The 21,452-nt window shown below is 67.3% G+C and carries 20 protein-coding genes; 12 read left to right on the top strand and 8 right to left on the bottom strand.

The window, feature by feature from the left end; translation table 11 throughout:
* Nucleotides 1–520 precede the first annotated feature (520 nt).
* The 5 genes from BM362_RS05345 to BM362_RS05320 form a co-directional block, all read right to left on the bottom strand.
* Nucleotides 521–1,294, bottom strand: a complete 774-nt coding sequence (locus BM362_RS05345) for an amino acid ABC transporter ATP-binding protein (protein ID WP_067577632.1) — start codon at nt 1,292–1,294, stop codon at nt 521–523.
* On the bottom strand, nt 1,291–2,250 hold the full coding sequence (locus BM362_RS05340; protein WP_161269444.1) for an amino acid ABC transporter permease: 960 nt from the start codon (nt 2,248–2,250) through the stop codon (nt 1,291–1,293). The genes BM362_RS05345 and BM362_RS05340 overlap by 4 nt, the downstream gene beginning before the upstream one ends.
* A gap of 22 nt (nt 2,251–2,272) precedes the next feature.
* A complete protein-coding gene (locus tag BM362_RS05335) occupies nt 2,273–3,184 on the bottom strand; it encodes an ABC transporter substrate-binding protein (protein WP_067577636.1) in 912 nt (303 codons plus the stop codon).
* A 1,444-nt stretch (nt 3,185–4,628) separates the two neighbouring features.
* Nucleotides 4,629–5,609: a FecCD family ABC transporter permease gene (locus BM362_RS05325; protein ID WP_093572351.1), complete on the bottom strand. Its 981-nt coding sequence runs from the start codon at nt 5,607–5,609 to the stop codon at nt 4,629–4,631.
* Nucleotides 5,606–6,622 carry a FecCD family ABC transporter permease gene (locus BM362_RS05320; RefSeq protein ID WP_067577640.1) on the bottom strand — a complete coding sequence of 339 codons (1,017 nt, stop codon included), beginning with the start codon at nt 6,620–6,622 and terminating at the stop codon, nt 5,606–5,608. The genes BM362_RS05325 and BM362_RS05320 overlap by 4 nt, the downstream gene beginning before the upstream one ends.
* Nucleotides 6,623–6,685: 63 nt before the next feature.
* Here BM362_RS05320 and BM362_RS05315 point away from each other — a divergent pair, with 63 nt between their 5' ends.
* Entirely contained in the window at nt 6,686–7,699 is a 1,014-nt protein-coding gene (locus tag BM362_RS05315) for an ABC transporter substrate-binding protein (RefSeq protein ID WP_067577642.1), read from the top strand.
* 40 nt (nt 7,700–7,739) lie between these two features.
* Here BM362_RS05315 and BM362_RS05310 read toward each other — a convergent pair whose 3' ends face one another.
* The gene (locus BM362_RS05310) at nt 7,740–9,161 is read right to left on the bottom strand and encodes a M20/M25/M40 family metallo-hydrolase (protein WP_067577644.1); all 1,422 of its coding nucleotides are present in this window, start codon (nt 9,159–9,161) and stop codon (nt 7,740–7,742) included.
* 360 nt (nt 9,162–9,521) lie between these two features.
* Between BM362_RS05310 and pdhA the strand changes: the two genes are divergently transcribed.
* The 11 genes from pdhA to BM362_RS05255 all read left to right on the top strand — a co-directional run bounded on the left by pdhA (nt 9,522) and on the right by BM362_RS05255 (nt 20,091).
* Entirely contained in the window at nt 9,522–10,727 is a 1,206-nt protein-coding gene (gene pdhA / locus BM362_RS05305) for a pyruvate dehydrogenase (acetyl-transferring) E1 component subunit alpha (RefSeq protein ID WP_067577646.1), read from the top strand.
* Nucleotides 10,727–11,719: an alpha-ketoacid dehydrogenase subunit beta gene (locus BM362_RS05300; RefSeq protein WP_067577648.1), complete on the top strand. Its 993-nt coding sequence runs from the start codon at nt 10,727–10,729 to the stop codon at nt 11,717–11,719. Before pdhA ends, BM362_RS05300 begins: the two co-directional genes overlap by 1 nt.
* A gap of 16 nt (nt 11,720–11,735) precedes the next feature.
* Nucleotides 11,736–13,055 carry a dihydrolipoamide acetyltransferase family protein gene (locus BM362_RS05295; protein ID WP_093572350.1) on the top strand — a complete coding sequence of 440 codons (1,320 nt, stop codon included), beginning with the start codon at nt 11,736–11,738 and terminating at the stop codon, nt 13,053–13,055.
* A gap of 108 nt (nt 13,056–13,163) precedes the next feature.
* Complete coding sequence (locus tag BM362_RS05290) at nt 13,164–13,736, top strand: TetR/AcrR family transcriptional regulator (RefSeq protein ID WP_167545246.1); 573 nt, start codon at nt 13,164–13,166, stop codon at nt 13,734–13,736.
* Nucleotides 13,737–13,756: 20 nt separating this feature from the next.
* Nucleotides 13,757–15,691, top strand: a complete 1,935-nt coding sequence (locus tag BM362_RS05285; RefSeq protein WP_093572741.1) for an ABC transporter ATP-binding protein — start codon at nt 13,757–13,759, stop codon at nt 15,689–15,691.
* 10 nt (nt 15,692–15,701) lie between these two features.
* A complete protein-coding gene (locus BM362_RS05280) occupies nt 15,702–16,307 on the top strand; it encodes an ABC transporter ATP-binding protein (RefSeq protein WP_093572348.1) in 606 nt (201 codons plus the stop codon).
* Complete coding sequence (locus BM362_RS05275) at nt 16,304–17,488, top strand: hypothetical protein (protein ID WP_093572347.1); 1,185 nt, start codon at nt 16,304–16,306, stop codon at nt 17,486–17,488. Before BM362_RS05280 ends, BM362_RS05275 begins: the two co-directional genes overlap by 4 nt.
* A 16-nt stretch (nt 17,489–17,504) precedes the next feature.
* Nucleotides 17,505–18,002 (top strand): P-loop NTPase family protein, encoded by a 498-nt coding sequence (locus tag BM362_RS05270; RefSeq protein ID WP_093572346.1) that lies wholly within the window; start codon nt 17,505–17,507, stop codon nt 18,000–18,002.
* A gap of 54 nt (nt 18,003–18,056) precedes the next feature.
* Nucleotides 18,057–18,524 carry an FxsA family protein gene (locus tag BM362_RS05265; protein WP_067577658.1) on the top strand — a complete coding sequence of 156 codons (468 nt, stop codon included), beginning with the start codon at nt 18,057–18,059 and terminating at the stop codon, nt 18,522–18,524.
* Between the two features lie 12 nt (nt 18,525–18,536).
* Nucleotides 18,537–18,965 carry a very short patch repair endonuclease gene (locus BM362_RS05260; protein ID WP_093572345.1) on the top strand — a complete coding sequence of 143 codons (429 nt, stop codon included), beginning with the start codon at nt 18,537–18,539 and terminating at the stop codon, nt 18,963–18,965.
* Between the two features lie 10 nt (nt 18,966–18,975).
* Nucleotides 18,976–20,091, top strand: coding sequence for a DNA cytosine methyltransferase (locus tag BM362_RS05255; protein ID WP_093572344.1), 1,116 nt, complete (start codon nt 18,976–18,978; stop codon nt 20,089–20,091).
* Here BM362_RS05255 and BM362_RS05250 read toward each other — a convergent pair.
* On the bottom strand, nt 20,088–20,666 hold the full coding sequence (locus BM362_RS05250; RefSeq protein WP_067577677.1) for an SCP2 sterol-binding domain-containing protein: 579 nt from the start codon (nt 20,664–20,666) through the stop codon (nt 20,088–20,090). The genes BM362_RS05255 and BM362_RS05250 overlap by 4 nt on opposite strands.
* A 30-nt stretch (nt 20,667–20,696) precedes the next feature.
* Nucleotides 20,697–21,341 (bottom strand): SCP2 sterol-binding domain-containing protein, encoded by a 645-nt coding sequence (locus BM362_RS05245; RefSeq protein ID WP_093572343.1) that lies wholly within the window; start codon nt 21,339–21,341, stop codon nt 20,697–20,699.
* Between the last annotated feature and the right edge of the window lie 111 nt (nt 21,342–21,452).

Genomic DNA, 21,452 nt, shown 5'->3' with positions numbered 1-21,452 from the left:
GACTACTTGACTGGCCTATTCCGCCCAGATCCGCGCCGGACGATCTCGTCCGAACGCCCCTTATGGGCGGTTCGTGCCTGCTCCCGGAGCTGATCAAGAGCAGCGGGTAGGCCGCACCCGGGAAGCCGCGGCCCACGACATACCAGGCGGAGACGCGGAGTGGATTCTCAAAGAGACGCTCGCCCCGCCTCCGCAGCAGCCACCTGCGGGCAGCCCGCCGCTCCCGCTCCCCGCGACGGAGCAAGTCATGACAACTGGGCAGCCGCCGAACACCAGGAATGGGTGCGAGCCAAGCCAGCACCGACGTTGCCCCGCGTCGGCCAACCGTGGCTGGGAATTCGATAAAGAAACCATGGCGATCTTCGCCACGCGCAGGACACGGCCGTAAAACTAGTGCAGATACGCGCACCCGGAACCGATTTCGGAAGCGACCGCGAAGGCATATCAGCGGTTCCTTCAAAAATGCGGGGCCGACGCCAGGCAAGGCCGCCCGGAGAATCTCCGGGCGGCCTCAACCAACTCAAGCGTTCGGGTTCAACACCCGGGACAAGAACGCCTTGGTCCGCTCATGCTTCGGGTCGCCGATGACCTCGTCCGGAGCACCGGACTCCACGACAACCCCGCCGTCCATGAAGAAGACCTTGTCGGCAACCTCACGGGCGAACTGCATTTCGTGGGTTACCACGACCATTGTCATGCCGTCCTTGGCCAGTTGGCGCATGACGCCCAGGACGTCGCCCACCAGTTCCGGGTCCAAAGCGGATGTCGGCTCGTCGAAGAGCATCAGTTTCGGTTGCATGGCCAGCGCTCGCGCGATGGCGACGCGCTGTTGCTGGCCGCCGGAAAGCTGGCCTGGGTAAGAACCCGCCTTGTCGGCGAGTCCTACCCGGTCCAGCAGTTCCAGCGCGCGTTCCCGGACCTGCGCCTTCGGCTCCCGGCGAACCTGGACCGGGGCCTCCATGACGTTTTCCAGCGCCGTCATGTGCGGGAACAGGTTGAACCGCTGGAACACCATGCCGATGTCCTTGCGCTGAGCCGCGATTTCCCTGTCTCGCAGCTCATGCAGCCTGCCGCCGCGTTCGCGGTAGCCGACTAGCACGCCGTCGACATACAACCGGCCCGCGTCGATTTTCTCCAGGTGGTTGATGCAGCGCAGCAGAGTGGACTTGCCGGAACCGGACGGGCCGATCAGGCAGAGCACCTCTCGGTCGTGCACCTCCAGGTCAATGCCCTTCAGCACATCGAGCGAGCCGAAGCTCTTGCACACCTTCTGTGCGGAAACAACGGGAGTCATCGTGAAGCACCCCCGCCTCCGCTGCCACCGCGGCCGAAGCGGTAGCCCAGCATTCGCGCTCCCCACTTGTTCTTCTGCGTGGTCGCCCGGGAAGTGCCGCGGGCAAAATACCGCTCAATGTAATACTGCACGACCGTCAGCACCGACGTCATGAACAGATACCACAACGCCGCGACGACCAAAATCGGAACAGTTTTGTAGTTCTGCGCATAAATTGTCTGCGCCGACACCATCAGCTCGAAATAGCCGATGGCGACCACCAGCGACGTCGACTTCAGCATCGAAATGGTTTCGTTGCCGGTCGGCGGGATAATCACTCGCATCGCTTGCGGCAGCACGATCCTTCGCAGCGTCCGGCTGCGGCTCATACCGAGCGCGGAAGCCGCTTCGAGCTGGCCTGAATCAACCGCCTGGATACCGCCTCGCACGACTTCCGCCATGTACGCGGCCTCATTTAAGCCAAGCCCAAGCAAAGAGGCGATGAACTGGTTGATTAGCGTATTTGTATCCCAGCTGAAGAATGTCGGGCCAAACGGAACCCCAATTCCGATCTTTGAGTAGGCCAACGCCAGAAAGTTCCAGATGATCAACTGGGTGTACAACGGAGTGCCCCGGAACAGCCATATGTAGATCCCCGCGGCACCAGACATCAACGGGTTCGGCGATAACCGCATCACCGCGAGAAGTACGCCGCCGACGATGCCGATGATCATGGAGATCACCGTGAGCAATAACGTGTTTCGAACCCCGTTGAGAATTCGGTCGTCAAAGAGGAACTGCCCAACGACTGGCCACTGCAAGGCGCTGTTTGTAACCACGCTGCGGATCACGATGAACGCAAGGAACACGATGATCGCGCCAGCCACCCAGCGGCCGTAGCGCCGGACGGGAATCGCCTTGATCGGAGTGGTGTCGACCTCCTGCCGGATTTCGGCAGGACCAGAGAGATTTGACACGAGTACTATATCCTCAGCTCGTTCAGGAGGAGGCCGGATTGATCTCCGATTTGGTAATCGAACCAGAACCGGACAGACCCCACTTGTCGAGGATCTTCCGGTACGTTCCGTCCTCGATCAGCTTCTGGATCGCGCCTTCCACCGCTTTGCCATAATCGCCACTGTTCTTTGGCAGGACAACGCCGTACGGCGCGGTGTCATAGGGCTGACCGACGGCCTCAAGTTGCCCGGCGGTCTGCTTCAACGCGTAGTCGATTACTGGCGAGTCGGCCAATTCTGCCGCTACCCGCTTCGCGGTGAGCGCGAGATTCACGTCCGTCTGCGCTTGGAACTGGGTGATGTTGATTGCCGGCTTGCCCGCGCCAACGCACGCCGTGTTCCGCTTGTCGAGGTCGTTGACCTGCGTCGTGCCTTTCTGCACCGCGACGTTCTTGCCGCACAGATTGGTCACGGACAAGCCCTCTGGATTGCCTTTGAGCACTGCCAAGGAGGTCCCCGCGCGATAGTAGGAGACCATGTCGACTGTTTGGATCCGCTCAGCATTGATCGTGAACGACGAAATGCCCATCTCATACTTCTTCGCCGAGATGCCCGGGATGATACCGTCAAACGACGCGCTCTGGAACTCTGTGGTTAAGCCAAGCACCTGGCCGACAGCGGTGCCGAGGTCGACGTCGAATCCGGTTGGCTTGCCATTCTCCAAGAACTCGTTCGGCGGATAGGTCTGATCCTGGCCGACGACGATCTTGCCATCTGCCTTCACCTCGGCCGGCACGAGCGCGGCCAGCGAGTCATCCTTCTTTTCAGTCAGTGCGCTCCCCCCGCCACCCGGGGCAGTCGACGTCGCCACCCCGCCCGCCCCGTTGCCGCCTGCACCGCAGGCCATAGTCAGGCTGGCCAGCGCAAAAGCCGGGAGAAGGGCGAACGCCTTCATCTGGTGTCCTCGGGCCACTTCGTCACTCCTCGTAGTTCTCAAGAGTCGAGAGCATGCATACTGCCACCCGTACGCGGAGATGCACAGCATCCGAGCGTTACGAGGCAGTTTCACACAGGACAAGTCCTGTCATGCCTGTCGCGCCGGACTGGCAAGGGAACGCGCCTCACCAGTGCCTCAGCCCAACTCTCCGCCTGCTCCTTCTACATCCGCCCCTCCGGCCCGCAGCCGGAGCTGGGTGTGTATCTGAACGGCGAACCACGCTTCAGTCCACGCCGTGAACCGCTAACTGACCGACTTACCTCGCGGTCACCGCGACTGCCTCGCCGCGAGCACGGGCGGGCGACTCGGTGAATTCATCAGCATAAGTCCATCGAGGGTGCACCCCACGGGTCGTCAGACCAGCTCGGACGTTCCAGTACAAACACCCGCCCGATGCCGCAGATGCCAAAGACGGCCCAGGCTGACAGGTCCGCCGTGGTACGGCAACTGGTTAGCGTCACCAGCGATACGCAAGACGGCGACCAGTCACTGAACCACGGCGAACCGATAGTGCCGGGACCGTCCAGCGGAACGCATGCACTAGTCCACAACCTGTGGATCGCTGATCACCACGATAGGTCGATGACTGCGGTGGCCACCCGGACCGGCCAGAGCGCGTCCAGGCCCGGCTCCGCTTCCAGACCTCACGAGTCCCCCTCCGCTCGGTCAGTACAGAACGCGCTCTTCGGACATCGGTACCGGCTGAGTATCGAGTTCAGCGCCGCACCACGGCTGCCTCGGTCAACAATTCCAAGGGATTCACGCCGAGCTGCTCGGCGACTACGAGAAGCGGTGCTCGCTGGAGTACTTCGACGAGCTCCGGCGGACACTCGACCGCCGCGAACAGCGCGGTGGCAAAACTCGACCATGCTGGCACGGCCCGCTCGGGCCTCGCGCACAGACTTGCAGGAAGCGATCAAGGAAGTCGGGGAGCAGTGTCCATTCAGTACCTCCACACGTCGCCGTGACGCACCGGACCGGCTACCGGTACGCGACGCCACCCGGGCCTGTCGCAACACCGATTACTGGGGCACCGACGTCACCTCGTTCGATCTGCACGCGCCGACCGTCCGCGATCAGCGCACGGAGTACATGACGCCGCCCGCCGAACGACCAGGAACTGTCCAAACAGGAGCAGTTGAAATACCAGGCCGGGGGACCGACTCGTGGCGGGTGCGCGAGGACTTCGCGCATGTCTCGCTGGTGATGCTCGGGGTACCTGCACACCAAACCGGAGGCCAAGCTCGGCGAGAAGGTGAAAGCCACGCCTGGGTCGACGTGTGGGCCGGTGGCTGGTGGGCGCACGACCCGACGAACGCGATGCGGCTCCGTTGAGGGGATCTTCACCGGAGCCAGTCAGTCCACTTTGGATGTCTTGGTGGAACTGACCAGGATGGCGTAGTCACGCGGTCTGGCGACGGCGGGAAACTGCCAACAGCCACAACAGATACCCGCCACCCAGCGCGGCCGCGACCACGCCCACCGGGAGCAGCGAAGCGTCCAGCACCCGTTGGCCCACGAAGTCCGCCGCCAGCACCAGCACCGCGCCCATCACCGCGGAGGCGAGCAGGTTCGGGCCCGGCCGACGGGTCAGGCGGCGAGAGAGTTGCGGTGCGGCAAGGGCGACGAACGGAATCGGCCCAGCCGCAGCGGTCGCGGAAGCGGCCAGCGCGACCGCTGCCAACAGCACCACCGCGCGCACTCGTGGCACCGCGACACCTACGGCGACAGCGGCGTCGTCGCCCATTTCCAGCATTCGCAGCGCGGGCTGGTGCACGAAGATGAACGGCGAAAGCACCAGGACGGCCAGGCACAACGGGATGAAGTAGTTCCAGTCGCGGCCCGCGAGGTCACCGGTCAGCCAGCCGACCGCCTGTGCCGCGGCCTCGAGTTTCGCTTGCACCAGAAGGTAACTGTTCACGCCAGCGAGCACCGTGCTCACCGCGATGCCCAGCAGCACCAGCCGTGAGCTGAGCAGACCGTGCGGAGCGCAGAGTGCGGTGATCAGCGCGGCGGTGAGCAGCCCGCCCACGATCGCGCCGACGGAGACCAGTCCGGGACCCGCGCCGAACAGCAGGATCATCATGATCCCGCCGGTCGCCGAGCCGGTGGTGAAACCAATGATGTCCGGGCTGCCGAGCGGATTCCGCGTCACCGTCTGGAAAACCGTGCCCGCCAGCGCGAGCGCGACACCGACGAGAATCGCCACCAACGCGCGCGGCAGCCGGCCGGTGACCACCAGGTACTGCGCCTTCGTGCCGGACCCGGCGAGCGTGCGCAGGACTTCGACCGGCGACATCTCGTAATCACCGGTACCCACGGCAAGCACCAAGAGCACCGCGGCCATCAAGGTCAGCACTGCGACGACCACCCACGTCCTCATCGCCGCACCGCCTTGAGCCGCCGCGCCACGATCACGAAGGCGATCCCGCCGATCACGTCTGTCATCACGCCCACCTGGATTTCGCCGCTGCCGCCGAGCAGCCGGCCGAGCACGTCGCAGCCGAGCAGCAACACCGGCCCGAGCAGCGCGGACAACGGCAGCACCCACCGTTCGTCCTGGCCGACCAGCGCGCGCACGACGTGCGGGATCATCAGCCCGATGAAGGCGATCGGCCCGCATGCCGCGGTCGCGGTCGCCGAAAGCAAGCCGACCGCGATCATGCCGGCCGCGCGGGTCAGCGCCGGGTTCGCGCCGAGTCCGCGCGCGCTGTCGTCGCCGAGCGCGACTGCGTTGAGCGGCCGGGCGAGCGCTCCCGCGAGCACCACGGCGGCCAGGAAGAACGGCAGGAGTCCGGCGAGGCTGTCGAGGCTCCGGTTCACCAGCGAGCCGACGAGCCAGTACCGCATCTGGTCGAGATTGTGCGTGTTGATCATCTGCATGCCCTGGTTGATCCCGACGAACACGGCCTGTACCGCCACGCCCGCGAGCACCAGCCGCAGCGGGCTCACCGAGCCGCCGATCACCGTGACCAGGACCGTGCCGGCCAGCGCGCCGAAGAAGGCGAACCACACCAGCTGCTGCGGCGAAGACACCGAGAACACCGCGCCGCCCAGGACGATCGCGACCGCCGCGCCGTGGTTGATGCCGAGCAGGCCGGGGTCGGCGACCGGGTTGCGGGTGATCGCCTGCAGCAGCGCGCCGGCCAGCCCGAGCCCGAGGCCGACAGCGAGCCCGAGCAGCGTCCGCGGCAGCCGGTCGTCGCGGATCACGACGTCGTCGAACGTACCGCTGTAGGAGAACAGGGCGTGCCAGACGCTGCCGATCGGCAACCGGTTCGAGCCGAAGGCGATGGACAACACCACCACCGCGGCGAGTGCGACGAGCGCCGCGACCAGCACTGTCGCGCGAACGCCCCAGCGCCGGGATGTGACGCGCTCCCCAAGCAGGACCATGGCGTTTACCCTAAGGCAAGGCTAACCTCAGGCGGTACCTCACCCGATCCTCCGGAGTTCCCGATGACCATCTCACCGGCGCGGCTGTCCCGCCGCGGCTTCCTCGCGGGCACCGCCGCCGCGGGCACCCTCGGCCTGCTGAGCGCCTGCGGGTACAAAGACGACCAGCCCGCGGCCGGTGGCGCCACCACCTGGTCCTTCACCGACGACCGCGGCCGCAAGCTCAGCGGCGAGCGTCCACAACGGATCGTCGCACAGGTGACCGCCGCCGCCGCACTGTGGGACTTCGGCGTGAAATCGGTGGGCATCTTCGGCCCGTCGCGGCTGCCGGACGGCAAGACCGATCCGCAGGCGGGCGGCGTCGACCTGAAGTCGGTGACCTCGCTGGGCAACGTCTGGAACGAGTTCAACTTCGACAAGTTCGTGTCGCTGAACCCGCAGCTGCTGGTCAGCGTGATGTACCTGAAGCAGCAGATGTGGTACGTACCGGACACCTTGGCGGACAAGGTGGACAAGGCCGCGCCGAGTGTCGGCATCGGACTGGAGAACATCGCGATGCCGCAGGGGATCGCGAAGTTCGAGGCGCTCGCGAAGGCGCTCGGCGCGAACGTCGAGGCACCGGAAATCCAGCAGGCGAAGGAGCAGTACCAGGCCGCGGACGCCAAGTTCGGCGATGCGGTCAAGAAGGCGGCCGGGCTCAAGGTAGTGCTGCTTTCCGCGCAGAAGGACACGGTCTACGTGGCCAACCCGACGAAGTTCGCGACCTCGAAGCACTACCAGGACAAGGGGATGAAGTTCGTCCTGCCGGAGAAGCCGGACGAAAGCCAGGGCGGCTACTACGAGCAGGTGAGCTGGGAGAACGTCGGCAAGTACTCGGCCGACGTGATCATGTACGACTCGCGCGGCGGCTCGCTGTCGCTCGGCCCGGACGGGCTCGGCGGCGTCCCGACCTGGCAGCAGCTGCCCGCGGTGAAGGCGGGCAAGCTGATCCCGTGGAACAACGAGACGCCGTTCTCCTACCAGCGGTTCGCGCCCGAGCAGACCCGGGTCGCGGACGCGTTGAGCAAGTTCTCGTGAGTGCCTATCGCGGTTCTGACCGCGATAGGCACTCACGAGGTCAGCCGCGGGCGTGCGCGTCCAGCACGTGCGCCACGGCTTCGGTGACCTGCTGGGCGTAGTCCAGGTTCAGCCACTCGTCGGGCACGTGGATGTTCGAGTCCGCGCCGCACGCGCCGGTGACCAGGAACTGCGCCTCCGGGTACTTCTCGCCGAGCATGCCCATGAACGGGATCGTTCCGCCCATGCCCGTGGCGCGGTGCGGACGGCCGAACACCTCGTCGTCGACCCGGCGCAGCGCGTCGGTCAGCCACGCGGCTTCCTCCGGCGCGTTCCAGCCGTTCTCGGCTTGCTGGCCATCAGCGATGGTGACCTTCGCGCCGTACGGAACGTCCGTGGTGAGCACGCGCTTGATCGCCGCCAGCGCCTCGTCCGCGATCGCGGTCGGCGGCAGCCGGAAGCTGAGCGTGAGTGTGGTGCTCTGCCGCAGCACGTTGCCTGCTTCGGCGGGCACCGGGAGCCCCTCGCCGCCGATGATCGACAGCGTCGGCCGCCAGTAGTTGTTCAGCAGCAGCTCAAGCGCGTCCTCGGACACCGTCTTTCCGCCGCTCACCAACGGGAACGCGGTGCGCAGCGCGTCCGGGGCCACCTCCGCGACTGCCTCGATCTCGGCCCGGCGGCTGGCCGGCACCTCGACGTTCAGCTCGGACAGCTTGATCTCGCCGGTTTCGGCGTTCTCGATCCGTTCCAGCAGCTGCCGCAGCACGCGGAACGAGCTGGCGACGACGCCGCTGGCCAGCCCGGAGTGCTGCGCGGTGGCGAGCAGCTGGACGTTGACCGTCAGGTGCACCATGCCGCGCAGGCTCGTGGTGAGCCACAGCCGCTCGTAGTCCATGCCGCCCGCGTCGAGGCAGACGACGAGGCCGACTTCGCCGAGCCGTTCGCTCAGGTGCTCCAGGTAGGCGGGCAGGTCCGGACTGCCGGATTCCTCGCCGGTTTCCAGCAGCAGCGCGATTCGCGCGTGCTCGCCACCGGCCGCGTGCACCGCTTCCAGCGCGGCGCTGGCCGCGTACCCGGAGTAGCCGTCGTCCACCGAGCCGCGGCCGTACAGCCGCCCGTCGCGGATCACCGGCGTCCACGGGTCGAGGCCCTCGGACCAGCCGCCGACCGGGGGCTGTTTGTCCAAGTGGCCATACATCAGGACGGTGCTGTTGCCGGTCGCGCCCGGGGTGGCCGGCACGTCGACGTACAGCAGCGGGGAACGGCCTTCCAGCTCGACGACCTCGATCCGCGCGCCCGGCAGGTCGCGCCCTTCGAGGTAGGTCCTGACGTGCTGGACGGCGGCGGCGAGATGCCCGGTCGACGCCCAGTCCGCGTCGAACGCCGGGGACAGCGCGGGGATCGCGATCAGACCGGACAGGCTCGGCGTGACGTCGTTGCTCCACGTCGAGACCACGGATTCGCGTACGGATTTTTGTTCCACAGCGCCATCTTGCCACGGTGACCGACGTCACCGGCACGAGTGAACGTCGTGAGTGGCGATCCCGGCGAGAACCGCGATCGCCACTCACGAGGCCAGGTCGGACCCCGGTTGAGCACCCGAGTGTCGCCCCTCCGATCCTCGGCCTTCCAAACGTTTCCCCTGTTCAGCGAGGTTTTCTCAGCAACAAATCAGCAACTGCCGCTCTCCATCGGAGCAATTCTCGTGCCAGGATGTGGCCACGAACCGTCAACGCCGACGGTGGCCGGGAGCCTCGGACCCGAGGAGCCGGTCCCCGCCGGTGCAGTCGCTGTGGCCGCCACAAGCGGCCGCTCGCGGCGCCGACACCGAGGAGAACAGCTCATGCCGTCCGAACAGTGGACGCACCCGGAACCTGGAGACGGGCCTGCCGCCGTAGCGGCCCAGCCTTCCCCTGAACAGGTGATCGCCGGTTTGCGAGCGACAAGCGAAGGTGGCGCTGAGCTGACTCAGCTGCTCACCCCCGAGGGCCAGCGGGTCCCGTCCGAGCGGTTCGACCGCTACGTCGAGGACGTCGACGACGAAACGCTGAAGAACCTCTACCGCGACATGGTGCTGGTGCGCCGCGCGGACCGCGAGGCCAACGCGATGCAGCGACAAGGGCAGCTGGGCATCTGGGTGCCGCTGCTCGGCCAGGAAGCCGCGCAGGTCGGGTCCGGTCGCGCGCTACAGCCGCGGGACATGGCGTTCCCGAGCTACCGCGAGCACGGCGTCGCGTACACGCGCGGCGTCGACATGCGCGAGCTGATCGGGATTTTCCGGTGCACGGACCACAGCGGCTGGGACTACCAGGCCCACCGGTTCCACCCGTACACCATCGTCATCGGCAACCAGGTGCTCAACGCGGCCGGTTACGCGATGGGCCAGAAGTTCGAAGGCAAAGTTGGCGACGAGGGTGGCGAAGCCACCATCTGCTACTTCGGTGACGGCGCGACTTCGCAGGGCGACGTGCACGAAGGTTTCGTGTGGGCCGCGGTGTACGACGCGCCGCTGGTCTTCTTCTGCCAGAACAACCAGTGGGCGATTTCCGAGCCGACCGAACGCCAGTCGCGGCTGCCGCTGTACCAGCGCGCCCGGGGCTACGGCTTCCCCGGCATCCGCGTGGACGGCAACGACGTCCTCGCCTGCCTCGCCGTCACCCGGTGGGCGCTGGAGGAATGCCGGCACGGCAACGGCCCGGTGCTGATCGAGGCGTTCACCTACCGGATGGACGCGCACACCACGACCGACGACCCCACTCGATACCGGCTCTCCGACGAGCTGGAGGAGTGGAAGCTCAAGGACCCGATCGAGCGCGTGCGCGCGTTCCTGGCTCGCAACGGATACGCCGACCAGGCGTTCTTCGACAGCGTCCAGGCCGAGGCCGACCAGTTCGCCGCGGAGCTGCGCGACTACACGTTCAACATGCCGGAGCCGCCGCCGGACCGGGTGTTTTCCCAGGTGTACGCGGAACCTTCGCCGGTGCTGGAAGCGCAGCGCGAGGAGTATCTGTCCTATCTCGACGGGTTCGCCGCGGCAGGTGAGCACTGATGACTGATCTGCAGAAGCTCACCATCGGCAAGGCGCTCAACCTCGGTCTCCGGCGCGCGATGGAGGAGGACCCGAAGGTCCTGATCATGGGGGAGGACGTCGGCAAGCTCGGCGGCGTCTTCCGGATCACCGACGGACTGCAGAAGGACTTCGGCGAGCAGCGCGTGCTGGACACGCCGCTGGCCGAATCGGGCATCATCGGCACCGCGGTCGGCTTGGCCGTGCGCGGTTTCCGGCCGGTGTGCGAGATCCAGTTCGAGGGATTCATCTTCCCCGGCTTCGACCAGATCTCCTCGCAGCTGGCGAAACTGCACTACCGCACGCAGGGCAAGGTCAAGATGCCCGTCGTGATCCGGGTGCCCTTCGGCGGCGGGATCGGCGCGGTGGAGCACCACTCGGAATCGCCGGAATCGCTGTTCTCGCACATCGCCGGCCTCAAGGTGGTGTCGATTTCGAACGCGGTGGACGCCTACTGGGGCATCCAGGAGGCGGTCCGTTCGGACGACCCGATCCTCTTCTTCGAGCCCAAGAAGCTGTACCACTCGGGTGCGTTGAAGATGGAGGTCGACACCGCGACGGCGCCGTCGCGGGTGTTCGCTTCGCAGGTGGTGCGCGCGGGCACGGACGCCACGGTGGTCGCGTACGGCCCATCGGTGAAGGTGGCGCTCGACGCCGCCACTGCCGCCGAGGGCGAGGGCAAGTCGCTGGAGGTCATCGACCTGCGCACGCTCTCGCCGCTCGACCTCGGACCGGTGTTCGAATCGGTCCGCAAGACCGGACGGCTCATCGCGGTCAGCGAGGCACCGTCGGAATCGTCGCTGACCTCGGAGATCGCGGCCCGGGTCCAGCAGGAATGCTTCTACTCCCTTGAGTCCCCCGTCCTGCGCGTGACTGGATTCGACACGCCGTACCCGCCTGCGAAGCTTGAGGAGCACTACCTCCCCGACCTCGACCGGGTCCTGCACGCTGTCGACCGTTCGCTCGCCTGGTAAGGGGGTTCCCGCAGAAATGCCCGAGTACAAACAATTCCCCTTGTCGGACACGGCGGAGGGGCTCACCGAGGCCGACATCCTCGCCTGGCGCGTCAAGCCGGGCGACACGGTCACGGTCAACCAGATCGTGGTCGAGGTCGAGACCGCGAAGGCCGCGGTCGAGCTGCCGATCCCGTGGGCCGGTGTGGTCACCGAGCTGCACGTGGAGCCGGGGCAGACGGTCGAGGTCGGGACCACGATCCTGACCATGGACGTGGATCCGGACGGGAAAGCCGCGCCCGCCGCGGCTGAGCCCGCTCCGGCCGCTCCGGCTGCTCCGGCCGAGGAGGAGATGAAGCCGCTGGTCGGCTACGGCTCCAAGGCGGCCGGGACGACCCGGCGGGCGCGTAAGGGAGCCGCCCCGGCTCCTGCCGCGGCTCCGGCTCCGGCTGCGCCGGTGGCCGAAACCCCGCGCGGCGGTTACGTCCCGCTGGCCAAGCCGCCGGTCCGCAAGCTGGCCAAGGACCTCGGCGTCGACCTGCGCTCGCTCACCGGCAGCGCGGACGGCGGCGTGATCACCCGCGACGACGTGCACCGCGCGGCCAACGGTTCGGCCGCTCCCGCAGTGTCCACTGTGGAGAATGGCTACGACCCGGCCACCCGCGAACGGCGCGTGCCGATCAAGGGTGTCCGCAAGGCGACCGCGGCCGCGATGGTGCAGAGCGCGTACACCGCTCCGCACGTCACGGAGTTCCTCACCATCGACGTCACGCCGATGATGGAACTGCGCGAGAAGCTCAAGAAGTCGCGTGAGTTCAACGGCGTCAAGCTCACTCCGCTGGCGTTCGCGGCGAAGGCGGTGTGCCTCGCGGCGAAGCGCACGCCGGATGTCAACGCGGTGTGGGACGAGGCCGCGCAGGAGATCGTCTACCAGGACTACGTGCACCTCGGCATCGCGGCGGCCACCCCGCGCGGTCTCGTGGTGCCGAAGATCCGGGACGCGGATTCCTTGTCGCTCAAGGAACTCGCGGTCGCGCTCACCGAACTGACCGACGTCGCGCGCGAGGGCAAGACGACGCCGGCGGCGATGCTGGGCGGCACGTTCACGATCACCAACGTCGGCGTGTTCGGCGTCGACACCGGCACGCCCATCATCAACCCGGGCGAGTCGGCGATCCTGGCGGTCGGGGCGATCCGCGACACCCCGTGGGTGGTCGACGGCGAGATCAAGGTGCGCAAGGTGATGCAGCTGTCGCTGAGCTTCGACCACCGGGTGGTCGACGGGCAGCAGGGGTCGGAGTTCCTCGCCGACGTCGGTGCGCTGCTGGCGGATCCGGCGGTCGCGATCACGTACTGAGCCGAGGGGCCGTGCCCGCGGGCGCGGCCCCTCGCTGTGCCCAGTTGACGGAGTGAGCACTCACTCCGTAACTTGGAGCGCATGGAAACGAGAAAGCGAGCACCGGGCATGGCGCCGGACGACCGGCGGCGGATGATCGTGCGCGCGGTGCTTCCGCTGGTCGTCGAGCACGGCCGCGGGGTCACGACCGCGCAGATCGCCCGCGCCGCGGGGATCGGCGAGGGCACCATTTTCCGGGTTTTCCAGGACAAGGACGAACTGTTCGACGCGTGCGTGGAAGCCGCGCTCGATCCGGCGGAGGCACTGGAGATGATCGGGGAGATCCCGGCCGAGCTGCCGTTGGAGAAGCGACTGGCGGAGGCCGCCGAGGCGATGAACGCGCACCTCCAGCGAATGGGCGCGGTGATGGCCGCGACAATGAAAGGGCGGCCGCGCGCGTCGGCGGAGGAGGCGCGCAACCGCAAGTCGGTGACCGGGGACAGCCGCCGCGAGTCGCTCGAAGCGATGCAGCGCGCGGTGCGGGAACTGTTCGTCCCGGACTCCGCCCGGCTGCGACTGCCGGTCGACAAGGCCGCTTCGCTGTTCCTGGCGCTGCTGTTCACGCAATCCCGTCAGATGCCCGGTTCCCCGACTACTGACGAGGTCATCGACGTCTTCCTGCACGGTTCGGTGCTGGCGTGATCCCCGGCGGTGGGGGCGGGATCGAGCTGGCCCTCGGCCGCCGCGGTCGCCGCCGGATGGCGCAATCCGTGCCGGACAGCGGACTCACCGGACCGGTCGACATCCCGGAACCGGAACAACCGGAACAACCGAAAGGCCTGCGGGCGCGGCTGTCCCGGATGCGCACTTCGGTGGCAGGCACCGTCCGCGGCCTGCCGAAGGTCGCGAAGCTGACCTGGCAGGCCAGTCCGACGCTGACAATCCTGCTCGTGGTGGTCACGATGGCCTCCGGACTGCTGCCGACGGTCACCGCGTACATCGCGAAAATCCTGCTGGACTCGGTGGTCGCGGCGATCCAGCAGCGCGGGTCGACCGCGGACATCGTGCGCATCACGCTGTTCCAGTTCGGCGTGCTGGCGGCGACCGCGATCAGCAGCGCGATCACCACGATCGCGCAATCCCTGCTGCAGGAACGGATGACGCTCTCCATCCGGCACCAGGTCATGCAGCACGCGAGCGACCTGCACCTGGCGTACTTCGAGGGTTCGACTTCCTACGACATGCTGCGCCAAGCCGCGCAGGAAGCGCCGACGCGTCCGTTGTCGATGATGACCTCGGCACTCGGCCTGATCCGGACGATGATCACTTTCGCCAGCATGATCGCGTTGCTGGTGTCGATCAGTCCGCTGCTCGCGCTGGTCGCCTTGCTGGCCCCGATTCCGGCGTTCATCTCGCAGTCGAAGTACGGTTCGCGGGCGTTCTGGCTCACGTTCATGATGTCGCCGATCAAACGGCGGATGGACTATCTGTCCTCTTTGGTCACCACGGACACGTATGCCAAGGAGACCAAGCTGTTCGGCCTCGGCCCGTACTTCGTGGACCGGTTCCGGAAGCTCGGCGTGGTGGCTTACGAACGGCAACGGAAGCTGACGGTGAAGCGGAATGTCAGCTCGACGTCGTGGGGATTGCTGAGCACCCTGGTCGGCTCGGGGATCGCGTTGTACATCGCGTTGGAAGCGGTCGGCGGCAGGCTCACGCTGGGCGATCTGGCGCTGTACACCGCCGCCGCGACGTCCGTGCAAACCTCGGTGACCGGGTTGTTCACCGCGTTTTCCGGGATGTACGAGAACAATCTCTATCTGGACACGCTGTACAGATTCCTCGACACCAAACCGGAGATCACCGCACCGGCGAAACCCCGGCCACTTCCGTCCACTGTGGAAGGACACATCCAGTTCGAGTCGGTGAGCTTCAGTTACCCAGGCGCGGACGAACCGGCATTGCACGGGGTGAGTTTCGAGATCCGTCCCGGCGAAACCGTCGCGGTCGTGGGCCGCAACGGCGCGGGCAAGTCGACGCTGTTCAAGCTGTTGTGCCGGCTCTATGACCCGACGGCGGGCCGGATCCTGTTGGACGGCGTGGACATCCGCGAGTACGACCCGGTCGCATTGCGTACCAGGATCAGCGCGATGTTCCAGGATTACGTGACCTACCAGGGAACCGCGGCGGAGAACATCGGCCTCGGCGACCTGAACCGGCTCACCGATCGCGAGCACATCGAGGACTCCGCCCGCCGCGCCGGAGCCGACGAGCGCATCGCCCGGCTGCCGACGGGGTATGACAGCCCGCTCGGCCGGTGGTTCGACCAGGGCGTGTCGCTCTCCGGCGGGGAATGGCAGAAAATCGCGCTGGCCAGGGCTTTCCAGCGCGAGGCCCCGATCCTGATCCTGGACGAGCCGACCTCGGCGCTGGACGCGCAAGCCGAGCACGACCTGTTCGACCGGCTGCACACGTTGTCGCGCGGGCGGACGACGCTGTACATCTCGCACCGGTTCTCGACAGTCCGCCAAGCCGAGCGAATTCTGCTGCTGGACCACGGGAAGGTCGCGGAATACGGCACGCACGAAGCGCTGATGGCGGCCGATGCCAGGTACGCGGAATTGTTCACGCTGCAAGCGGAGGCGTACTTGAAGTGACTATCTTGGGGTGATCAGCCGAGGGGGTTTCGTGCTCATCACCACTCAAGAACTGGGAGTCACCGCGGGCGAGACAGCGCTGTTCAGCGGTCTCGACCTGGCCGTCGACGCCGGCGAATGCCTGGTCGTCCGCGGTGCCAACGGAGCGGGCAAATCGACGTTGCTGCGTTGTCTCTACGGGAATCAGGAGCCGACGTCCGGTTCCGTATCCGTCTGCGGCGGGCCGCCCGATGAGCGGTCCGCCGCTTTCCGCCGCCGGGTTTCCGTGCTTTTCGACGATTCGGCGCTCTTCGACGAACTCACCCCGCGCCAGCATCTCGATCTGCTGCGCAATTCCTTCGGCGGCGAGCTGGCCGAAGGCCCGGTCCCGGCTCCCGATGTGCCCGCGGCGGAACTGTCCGCCGGACAACGCCGTCGCCTCCTGCTGCACGCCGCGGTCGCGCGGCCGCACGAAGTGCTGCTGCTAGACGAACCGGAACGCGCCCTGGACGCCGAGGGCCGGGCCTGGCTGTCCACCCTGGTCACCACCAGCACGCAACGCGGCGCTGCGGTCGTCGTGGCGAGCCATCACCCGCCGCTCGCGGACGAGGTCGCGGACTACGTGGTGGACCTGTGAAACGGCCGGACCTGGTCCTGGCGCTGGTCATCGCGGTCGGGCTGCTGGGGTCGCCGTTCTACAACACCGAACTGGTGCGGAGCCAACTGATCGGCGGTGCCCCGGTGGGCGCGCTCGGCAGCGTGCTCGTGCTGTGCACCGGCCTGGCGCTGGCGTGGCGCGCGACCTTGCGCCGCGGCTATCTGTGGGCCCATCCGGCGACGCTGACCTGGGACGATTTCGACGGTCAGCGCCCTGTCGTGCTCACCCGACGGCTCGTACTGGACTGGGCCGCCCGGTTCGCGGTCGCCGCGTATTTCTTCGCCGTTTCCGGGATGCTGATCGGTTTCCCCAGCTCACTCGTCGGCCCGATCGCGCTTTTCGTAGTCGTCGCCGCGCTGGCCTTGACGATGGGCCGCCGCCGTTCGTTCCCGGGCGAATCCCTTCTCCCGCTTACCCTGGCGCTGCCGCTGATCGTTCCACTGTGGACATACGTGGTCGCGGCCGGCCTCGCGTCGGTCGCTTTGGCCCGGTCTTCTTCCGTGCCGCACACGGCTTCTCGCGACACCTTGATCCGGCACTACGCCGAACGCATGGTGCGCCGGACGTCCGCCGCCTTCCTGGACGTCTGGGCACTGCTCCCGGCCGGACGCCCAGTGCCGTGGCGCAACGCGCTGGCCGGGCGCTTCATCGTCACCCGGTATGTCGTCACGGGGACTCTCGCGCGCCGGTCCGCGCTCGGCCTGCCGGTCTTCCTGGCACTCGCGGTAGTCGCGACCCACGCGACCTTCCCCGCCGTGACGTCAGTGTGGCTGCTCGGCGTCGGCGGCTATCTGGCGCTGCTACCGTTCACCGCGCCGGTCGCGCAGCTGCATCGAGTGCCCGGACTGCGCCGCTGGCTTGACGCGTCGAACCTGCGCCTAAATGCCGTGACCTGCGCTTTTCTCTGCCTGCTGGCCGTGCTCTGGGCGGGCGTCGTCCTGCTGCTGGGCATCCCGGCTTCAGTCAGCGCGATCGTGGCCGTTCTGATCGCCGCGCTGTCCGCGGTACGTTCGGTGACCCGCGGCCCGCTGGACTTCAGCTCGATGGGGATGGTGCTGTACGAGGGCGTCCTCATCCCCGCCGGCCTGGTGCGGCAACTCGTCCGGGGCCCGGATCTCCTGGTGCTCGGATTAATTGCCGCGAGTTTCCTCCCGATCTAGTTCTAGGCTGCCCGCCATGGGGCGACGCATCATGGTCACCGGGTGCTCCGGGGCCGGAAAATCCACCCTGGCCAGGCATATCGGCGCAGCCCTCGACATCCCGGTCACGCACCTGGACCGGCTCCACTGGCGTCCCGGCTGGGTCGAGGCTCCGCGCGAGGAGTTCCGCGCCGCCGTCGCCGAGGCCGCGAGCACGGACAGCTGGGTGATCGACGGCAACTACAGCAGGACCTTCGACCTGCGCCTGCCGTTCGCCGACACCGTCGTGCTGCTGGACGCGTCGCGCTACACCTGCCTGTACCGCGTCGTGCGCCGGCAACTGCGCGAATGGGGCCAGGAAACGCAGGCTCCCGGATGCGTGTCGAAGATCGACGCCGAACTGGTCCAGTGGATCTGGAAGTGGCCGACCCGCCGCCCGCTGATGCTGCGGCGGATCGCCGCCGAAGCCCCGTCCGCGCGGCAGGTGCTGCTGCGCTCGCCACGCGAGGTGACCGCGTTCCTGAATACCCTCTGACCTGGGCTTTTTCGCACCCGGGAGCAAAACACGGCACTCGTTCGTTCACTGGGTATGGCTGTCGTGTTCCTGCTCTACGTCATCGCTGAAGTCGCCGCCATCTGGGCGGTCGGCTCGGTCGTCGGTGTGCTCGGCACGATCGCTCTGCTGATCGCGGGCGCGTTCGTGGGCTCGTGGCTGGCCCGCCGCGAGGGCGGCAAGGCGATGCGCGCGTTCATGGCGACCGCGCAGTCCGGCCGCAACCCGGAGAAAGAGCTGACCGACGGCATGCTCGTCGCGCTCGGCGGCGTGCTGATCATGATCCCCGGCTTCGTCAGCGACGTGCTGGGCCTGCTGTTTCTGCTGCCCCCGACCCGTTCGATCGCCCGGCGGTTGTGGCTGCGCCGCGCGGAGAAGCGCGCCATCCGGTACGCCAACCAGCGCCGCGGCCCGGTGATGGTGGTGGACAGCGAGGTCGTCGAGGAGGAACCGCGGCCGGCGAAGAATCACCCGGTGATCGAAGGCCGGATCGTCGAAGGCTGAGCCTTTGCCACAATGACTCCCGTGGAGCGGCTGGAAACGACTTCCGCGGTGAGCGCCCGCATGAGCAAACAGAAGTCCCGCAACACCGGGATCGAAATGGCGCTGCGCAAGATCCTGCACGCCGCCGGGTACCGCTATCGAGTGCACCGCCGTCCGGTGAAAGGCGTCCGCCGCGAGGCTGACCTGGTGTTCGGCCCCTCCCGGGTAGCGGTTTTCGTGGACGGCTGCTTCTGGCACGGCTGCCCGGAACACGGCACGTGGCCGAAGAACAATGCCGATTACTGGCGGACCAAGATCGAAACCAACCGCCGCCGGGACGCGAATACCGACGCGGTGCTGCTCGAAGCGGGCTGGCTGCCGGTGCGCATCTGGGAACACGAGGCGACCGAGGTCGCCGCGTTGCGGGTGATCGAGACCGTCAAGGAACGCCGGCGCCATTAATGTTGGCACCATGCCTCTACCGGGTCAGCCCACCGCCGCGGAGTTTTTCGCCGGCATCGGTCTCGTGCGCCTAGGCCTCGAACCGGCCGGCTTCGACGTCGCGTGGTCCAACGACATCGAGCCGGCGAAGCAGGCCATGTACGAGGCGCACTTCAACGACCGGGGCGCGCACGAGTACGTACTAGGCGATGTCGCCGCCCTCCGCGGCACCGATCTGCCCGCCGGCCTCAGCCTGGCGTGGGCGTCCTTCCCCTGCACAGACCTTTCGCTGGCCGGCTGGCGCCGCGGCCTGGCGGGCTCGCACTCGTCGACGTTCTGGGAATTCACCCGCATCCTCGACGAACTGGGCCAAGACCGTCCGCCGGTAGTCGCGCTGGAAAACGTCGTCGGCCTAGCGACCAGCCACGGCGGCGGCGACCTCCGCGCGGCGATCAGCGAACTCAACCGCCTCGGCTACTCCGCCGATGTCTTGACCCTGGACGCCCGGCGGTTCGTCCCGCAGTCCCGGCCTAGGTTGTTCATCGTCGGCGCGCAAAACCCGCCCTCGGACTCGCCTGCCCCGTCGCCGCTACGCCCTCCTTGGCTCGCGCTCGACCCTTCCCTGCGGACACATCGCGCCTCCTTGCCCACACCGCCACCGCTGCTGGTCACCGGCCTGTCCGCCGCCGTCGAACGCCTCTCCGCCGATGATGAACGTTGGTGGACCGCGCCCCGTGCCGACGCGTTCATCGGATCGCTGTCGCCGCTCCAGCTGGAACGACTGACGCAGCTCCAGGCAGGGAAGAAACTGGTCTACCGGACGGCCTACCGGCGCACCCGGAACGGAAAACCAGTGTGGGAAGTCCGGCCGGACGACATCTCCGGCTGCCTACGCACTGCCCGCGGCGGGTCGTCCAAACAGGCCGTCGTGCAAGCTGGCCGTGGCTCAGTGCGGGTCCGGTGGATGACGCCCCGCGAGTACGCCCGGCTGATGGGAGCGGGGAAGTACGCGCTGGATGGACTGCGGAACAACCAAGCCTTGTTCGGCTTCGGGGACGCGGTGTGCGTGCCGGTGGTGCGGTGGCTGTCGGAGAACTACCTCATGCCGTTGGCTCGTGGGGAGATGAGCCTCGAAGTCGCGGGCTAGTCCGCCCCAGTCGGCTTAGGAATGTCGAAATACCCCGACAACCGCACCGCCGGCGCGTACTCTCCCTTGACCTTCACCTTCCCCGTCACGAACATCGCCGCCACCGCGGCGTTCCCGGTCGCCATCCGGATGAAGTCCTCCACCGCCACCGTGATCGTCGTGTCCGGGGTGCGGGTCAGGTCGGTGCTCGACACGCACAGGCCGTCCTCGATGACCGTTTGGTAGCGGTCGAAGTCGTCTCCGGCGGGGAAGCGCCAGGAGACCACGACGTCCACGTGCCGGGCTCGGTCCGGGCGGAAGTGTTCTGACATCCGGCGGAAGATCTCGTCCAGGAAGACCGCGCGCAGTTCGTCGTGGTCGGCGATGCCTTTCAGCTGCTCCCGCGAAGCCGCCGCGACGACATCCACCAAGGACTGGGTCGTCAGCGAGCCGATGTCGATGCCGGCTCCGGCCGTGCCGAGCATGTGCAGGGTCTCCAGGACCTGCACGAACTGCTCCGGGGTCAGTTTGCCCACCTCAAGGGTGCGGGCGAAACCGTTGACCGCGTGCTCACCGGGTGAGTGCGCGGCACGCATGCGCGAGCGCCAGCGGGACACCGGAGCGGCTCAGGCCGGTCGGGGGAGGTCGAAGTGGCCGACCAGCCCGGCCGCGAAGGCCAGGTCGCCCTTGACCTTCAGTTTTCCGGTGACGAACAGGACCGCGGGCGTTGCCTGGTGGGTGATGATGCGGAAGAAGTCCACGGGCGAAAGCGTAATCGTCACGCGGGGTTTCTCGCGCATTTCGCGGGAAACCGTGCAGGTTCCGTCGGAAAGCACCGTCTCGTAGCGGTCGTAGCCGCCGTCGCCGGTGCCGCCGGACAGCCGCCAGTGCACCACCGCGCGCAACGATTTCGCACGGATGTGCGCTCCCATGCGCGCGAAGATCTCGTCGAGCACCCGCTCGCGCAGCGGACGTTCGGCGACCACGGCTTCCAGCTGTGCCCGCGACGCCCGCGCGACCAGCGTGGCGAACTTCGTCGGGTCGACCTTGTCCAGCGAGAACGCCGGCACCTGCTCCGACAGCCGCATCAGCGTCGCCAGCAGCCGGTTCATGTCGGAGCGGCCCAGCTCTCGGGGATCGATGGCGTCCGCGACCGCGTTGACGTCGAGCGCGCTCGCGTCGACGGCTTCGGTGCGGTCCAGCGCGTCCAGCAGCGCGACCCCGCGCAGGCCGGCCAGGTCAGAGCTGGTCGCCTCCGGGTTGTCGGCCATCTTCCACCCCTTCCGGAACTTTCCGCCGTAAGGCTACCGGCGAGTAGGTAGCGCGGCAAGCAACGCCGCCGACCTGGGGACGGGTACCGTCCGTGCCAGCGAGAGGGAGGA

Origin of the sequence: Amycolatopsis rubida (assembly GCF_900115345.1) — a bacterium.
In the GTDB taxonomy this organism is placed as follows: Bacteria; Actinomycetota; Actinomycetes; order Mycobacteriales; family Pseudonocardiaceae; genus Amycolatopsis; species Amycolatopsis rubida.
The sequence above is the reverse complement of the archived record's forward strand: the minus strand, read 5'-3'. Positions and strand labels throughout refer to the sequence as shown.

Bases quoted from the DNA above. Each gene is read 5' to 3' on its own strand.
- BM362_RS05345 (WP_067577632.1), bottom strand. From the start codon at position 1,294: ATGACTCCCGTTGTTTCCGCACAGAAGGTGTGCAAGAGCTTCGGCTCG.
- BM362_RS05335 (WP_067577636.1), bottom strand. From the start codon at position 3,184: ATGAAGGCGTTCGCCCTTCTCCCGGCTTTTGCGCTGGCCAGCCTGACT.
- BM362_RS05325 (WP_093572351.1), bottom strand. From the start codon at position 5,609: ATGAGGACGTGGGTGGTCGTCGCAGTGCTGACCTTGATGGCCGCGGTG.
- BM362_RS05320 (WP_067577640.1), bottom strand. From the start codon at position 6,622: ATGGTCCTGCTTGGGGAGCGCGTCACATCCCGGCGCTGGGGCGTTCGC.
- BM362_RS05315 (WP_067577642.1), top strand. From the start codon at position 6,686: ATGACCATCTCACCGGCGCGGCTGTCCCGCCGCGGCTTCCTCGCGGGC.
- pdhA (WP_067577646.1), top strand. From the start codon at position 9,522: ATGCCGTCCGAACAGTGGACGCACCCGGAACCTGGAGACGGGCCTGCC.
- BM362_RS05300 (WP_067577648.1), top strand. From the start codon at position 10,727: ATGACTGATCTGCAGAAGCTCACCATCGGCAAGGCGCTCAACCTCGGT.
- BM362_RS05295 (WP_093572350.1), top strand. From the start codon at position 11,736: ATGCCCGAGTACAAACAATTCCCCTTGTCGGACACGGCGGAGGGGCTC.
- BM362_RS05290 (WP_167545246.1), top strand. From the start codon at position 13,164: ATGGCGCCGGACGACCGGCGGCGGATGATCGTGCGCGCGGTGCTTCCG.
- BM362_RS05270 (WP_093572346.1), top strand. From the start codon at position 17,505: ATGGGGCGACGCATCATGGTCACCGGGTGCTCCGGGGCCGGAAAATCC.
- BM362_RS05265 (WP_067577658.1), top strand. From the start codon at position 18,057: ATGGCTGTCGTGTTCCTGCTCTACGTCATCGCTGAAGTCGCCGCCATC.
- BM362_RS05260 (WP_093572345.1), top strand. From the start codon at position 18,537: ATGACTCCCGTGGAGCGGCTGGAAACGACTTCCGCGGTGAGCGCCCGC.
- BM362_RS05255 (WP_093572344.1), top strand. From the start codon at position 18,976: ATGCCTCTACCGGGTCAGCCCACCGCCGCGGAGTTTTTCGCCGGCATC.
- BM362_RS05250 (WP_067577677.1), bottom strand. From the start codon at position 20,666: ATGCGTGCCGCGCACTCACCCGGTGAGCACGCGGTCAACGGTTTCGCC.
- BM362_RS05245 (WP_093572343.1), bottom strand. From the start codon at position 21,341: ATGGCCGACAACCCGGAGGCGACCAGCTCTGACCTGGCCGGCCTGCGC.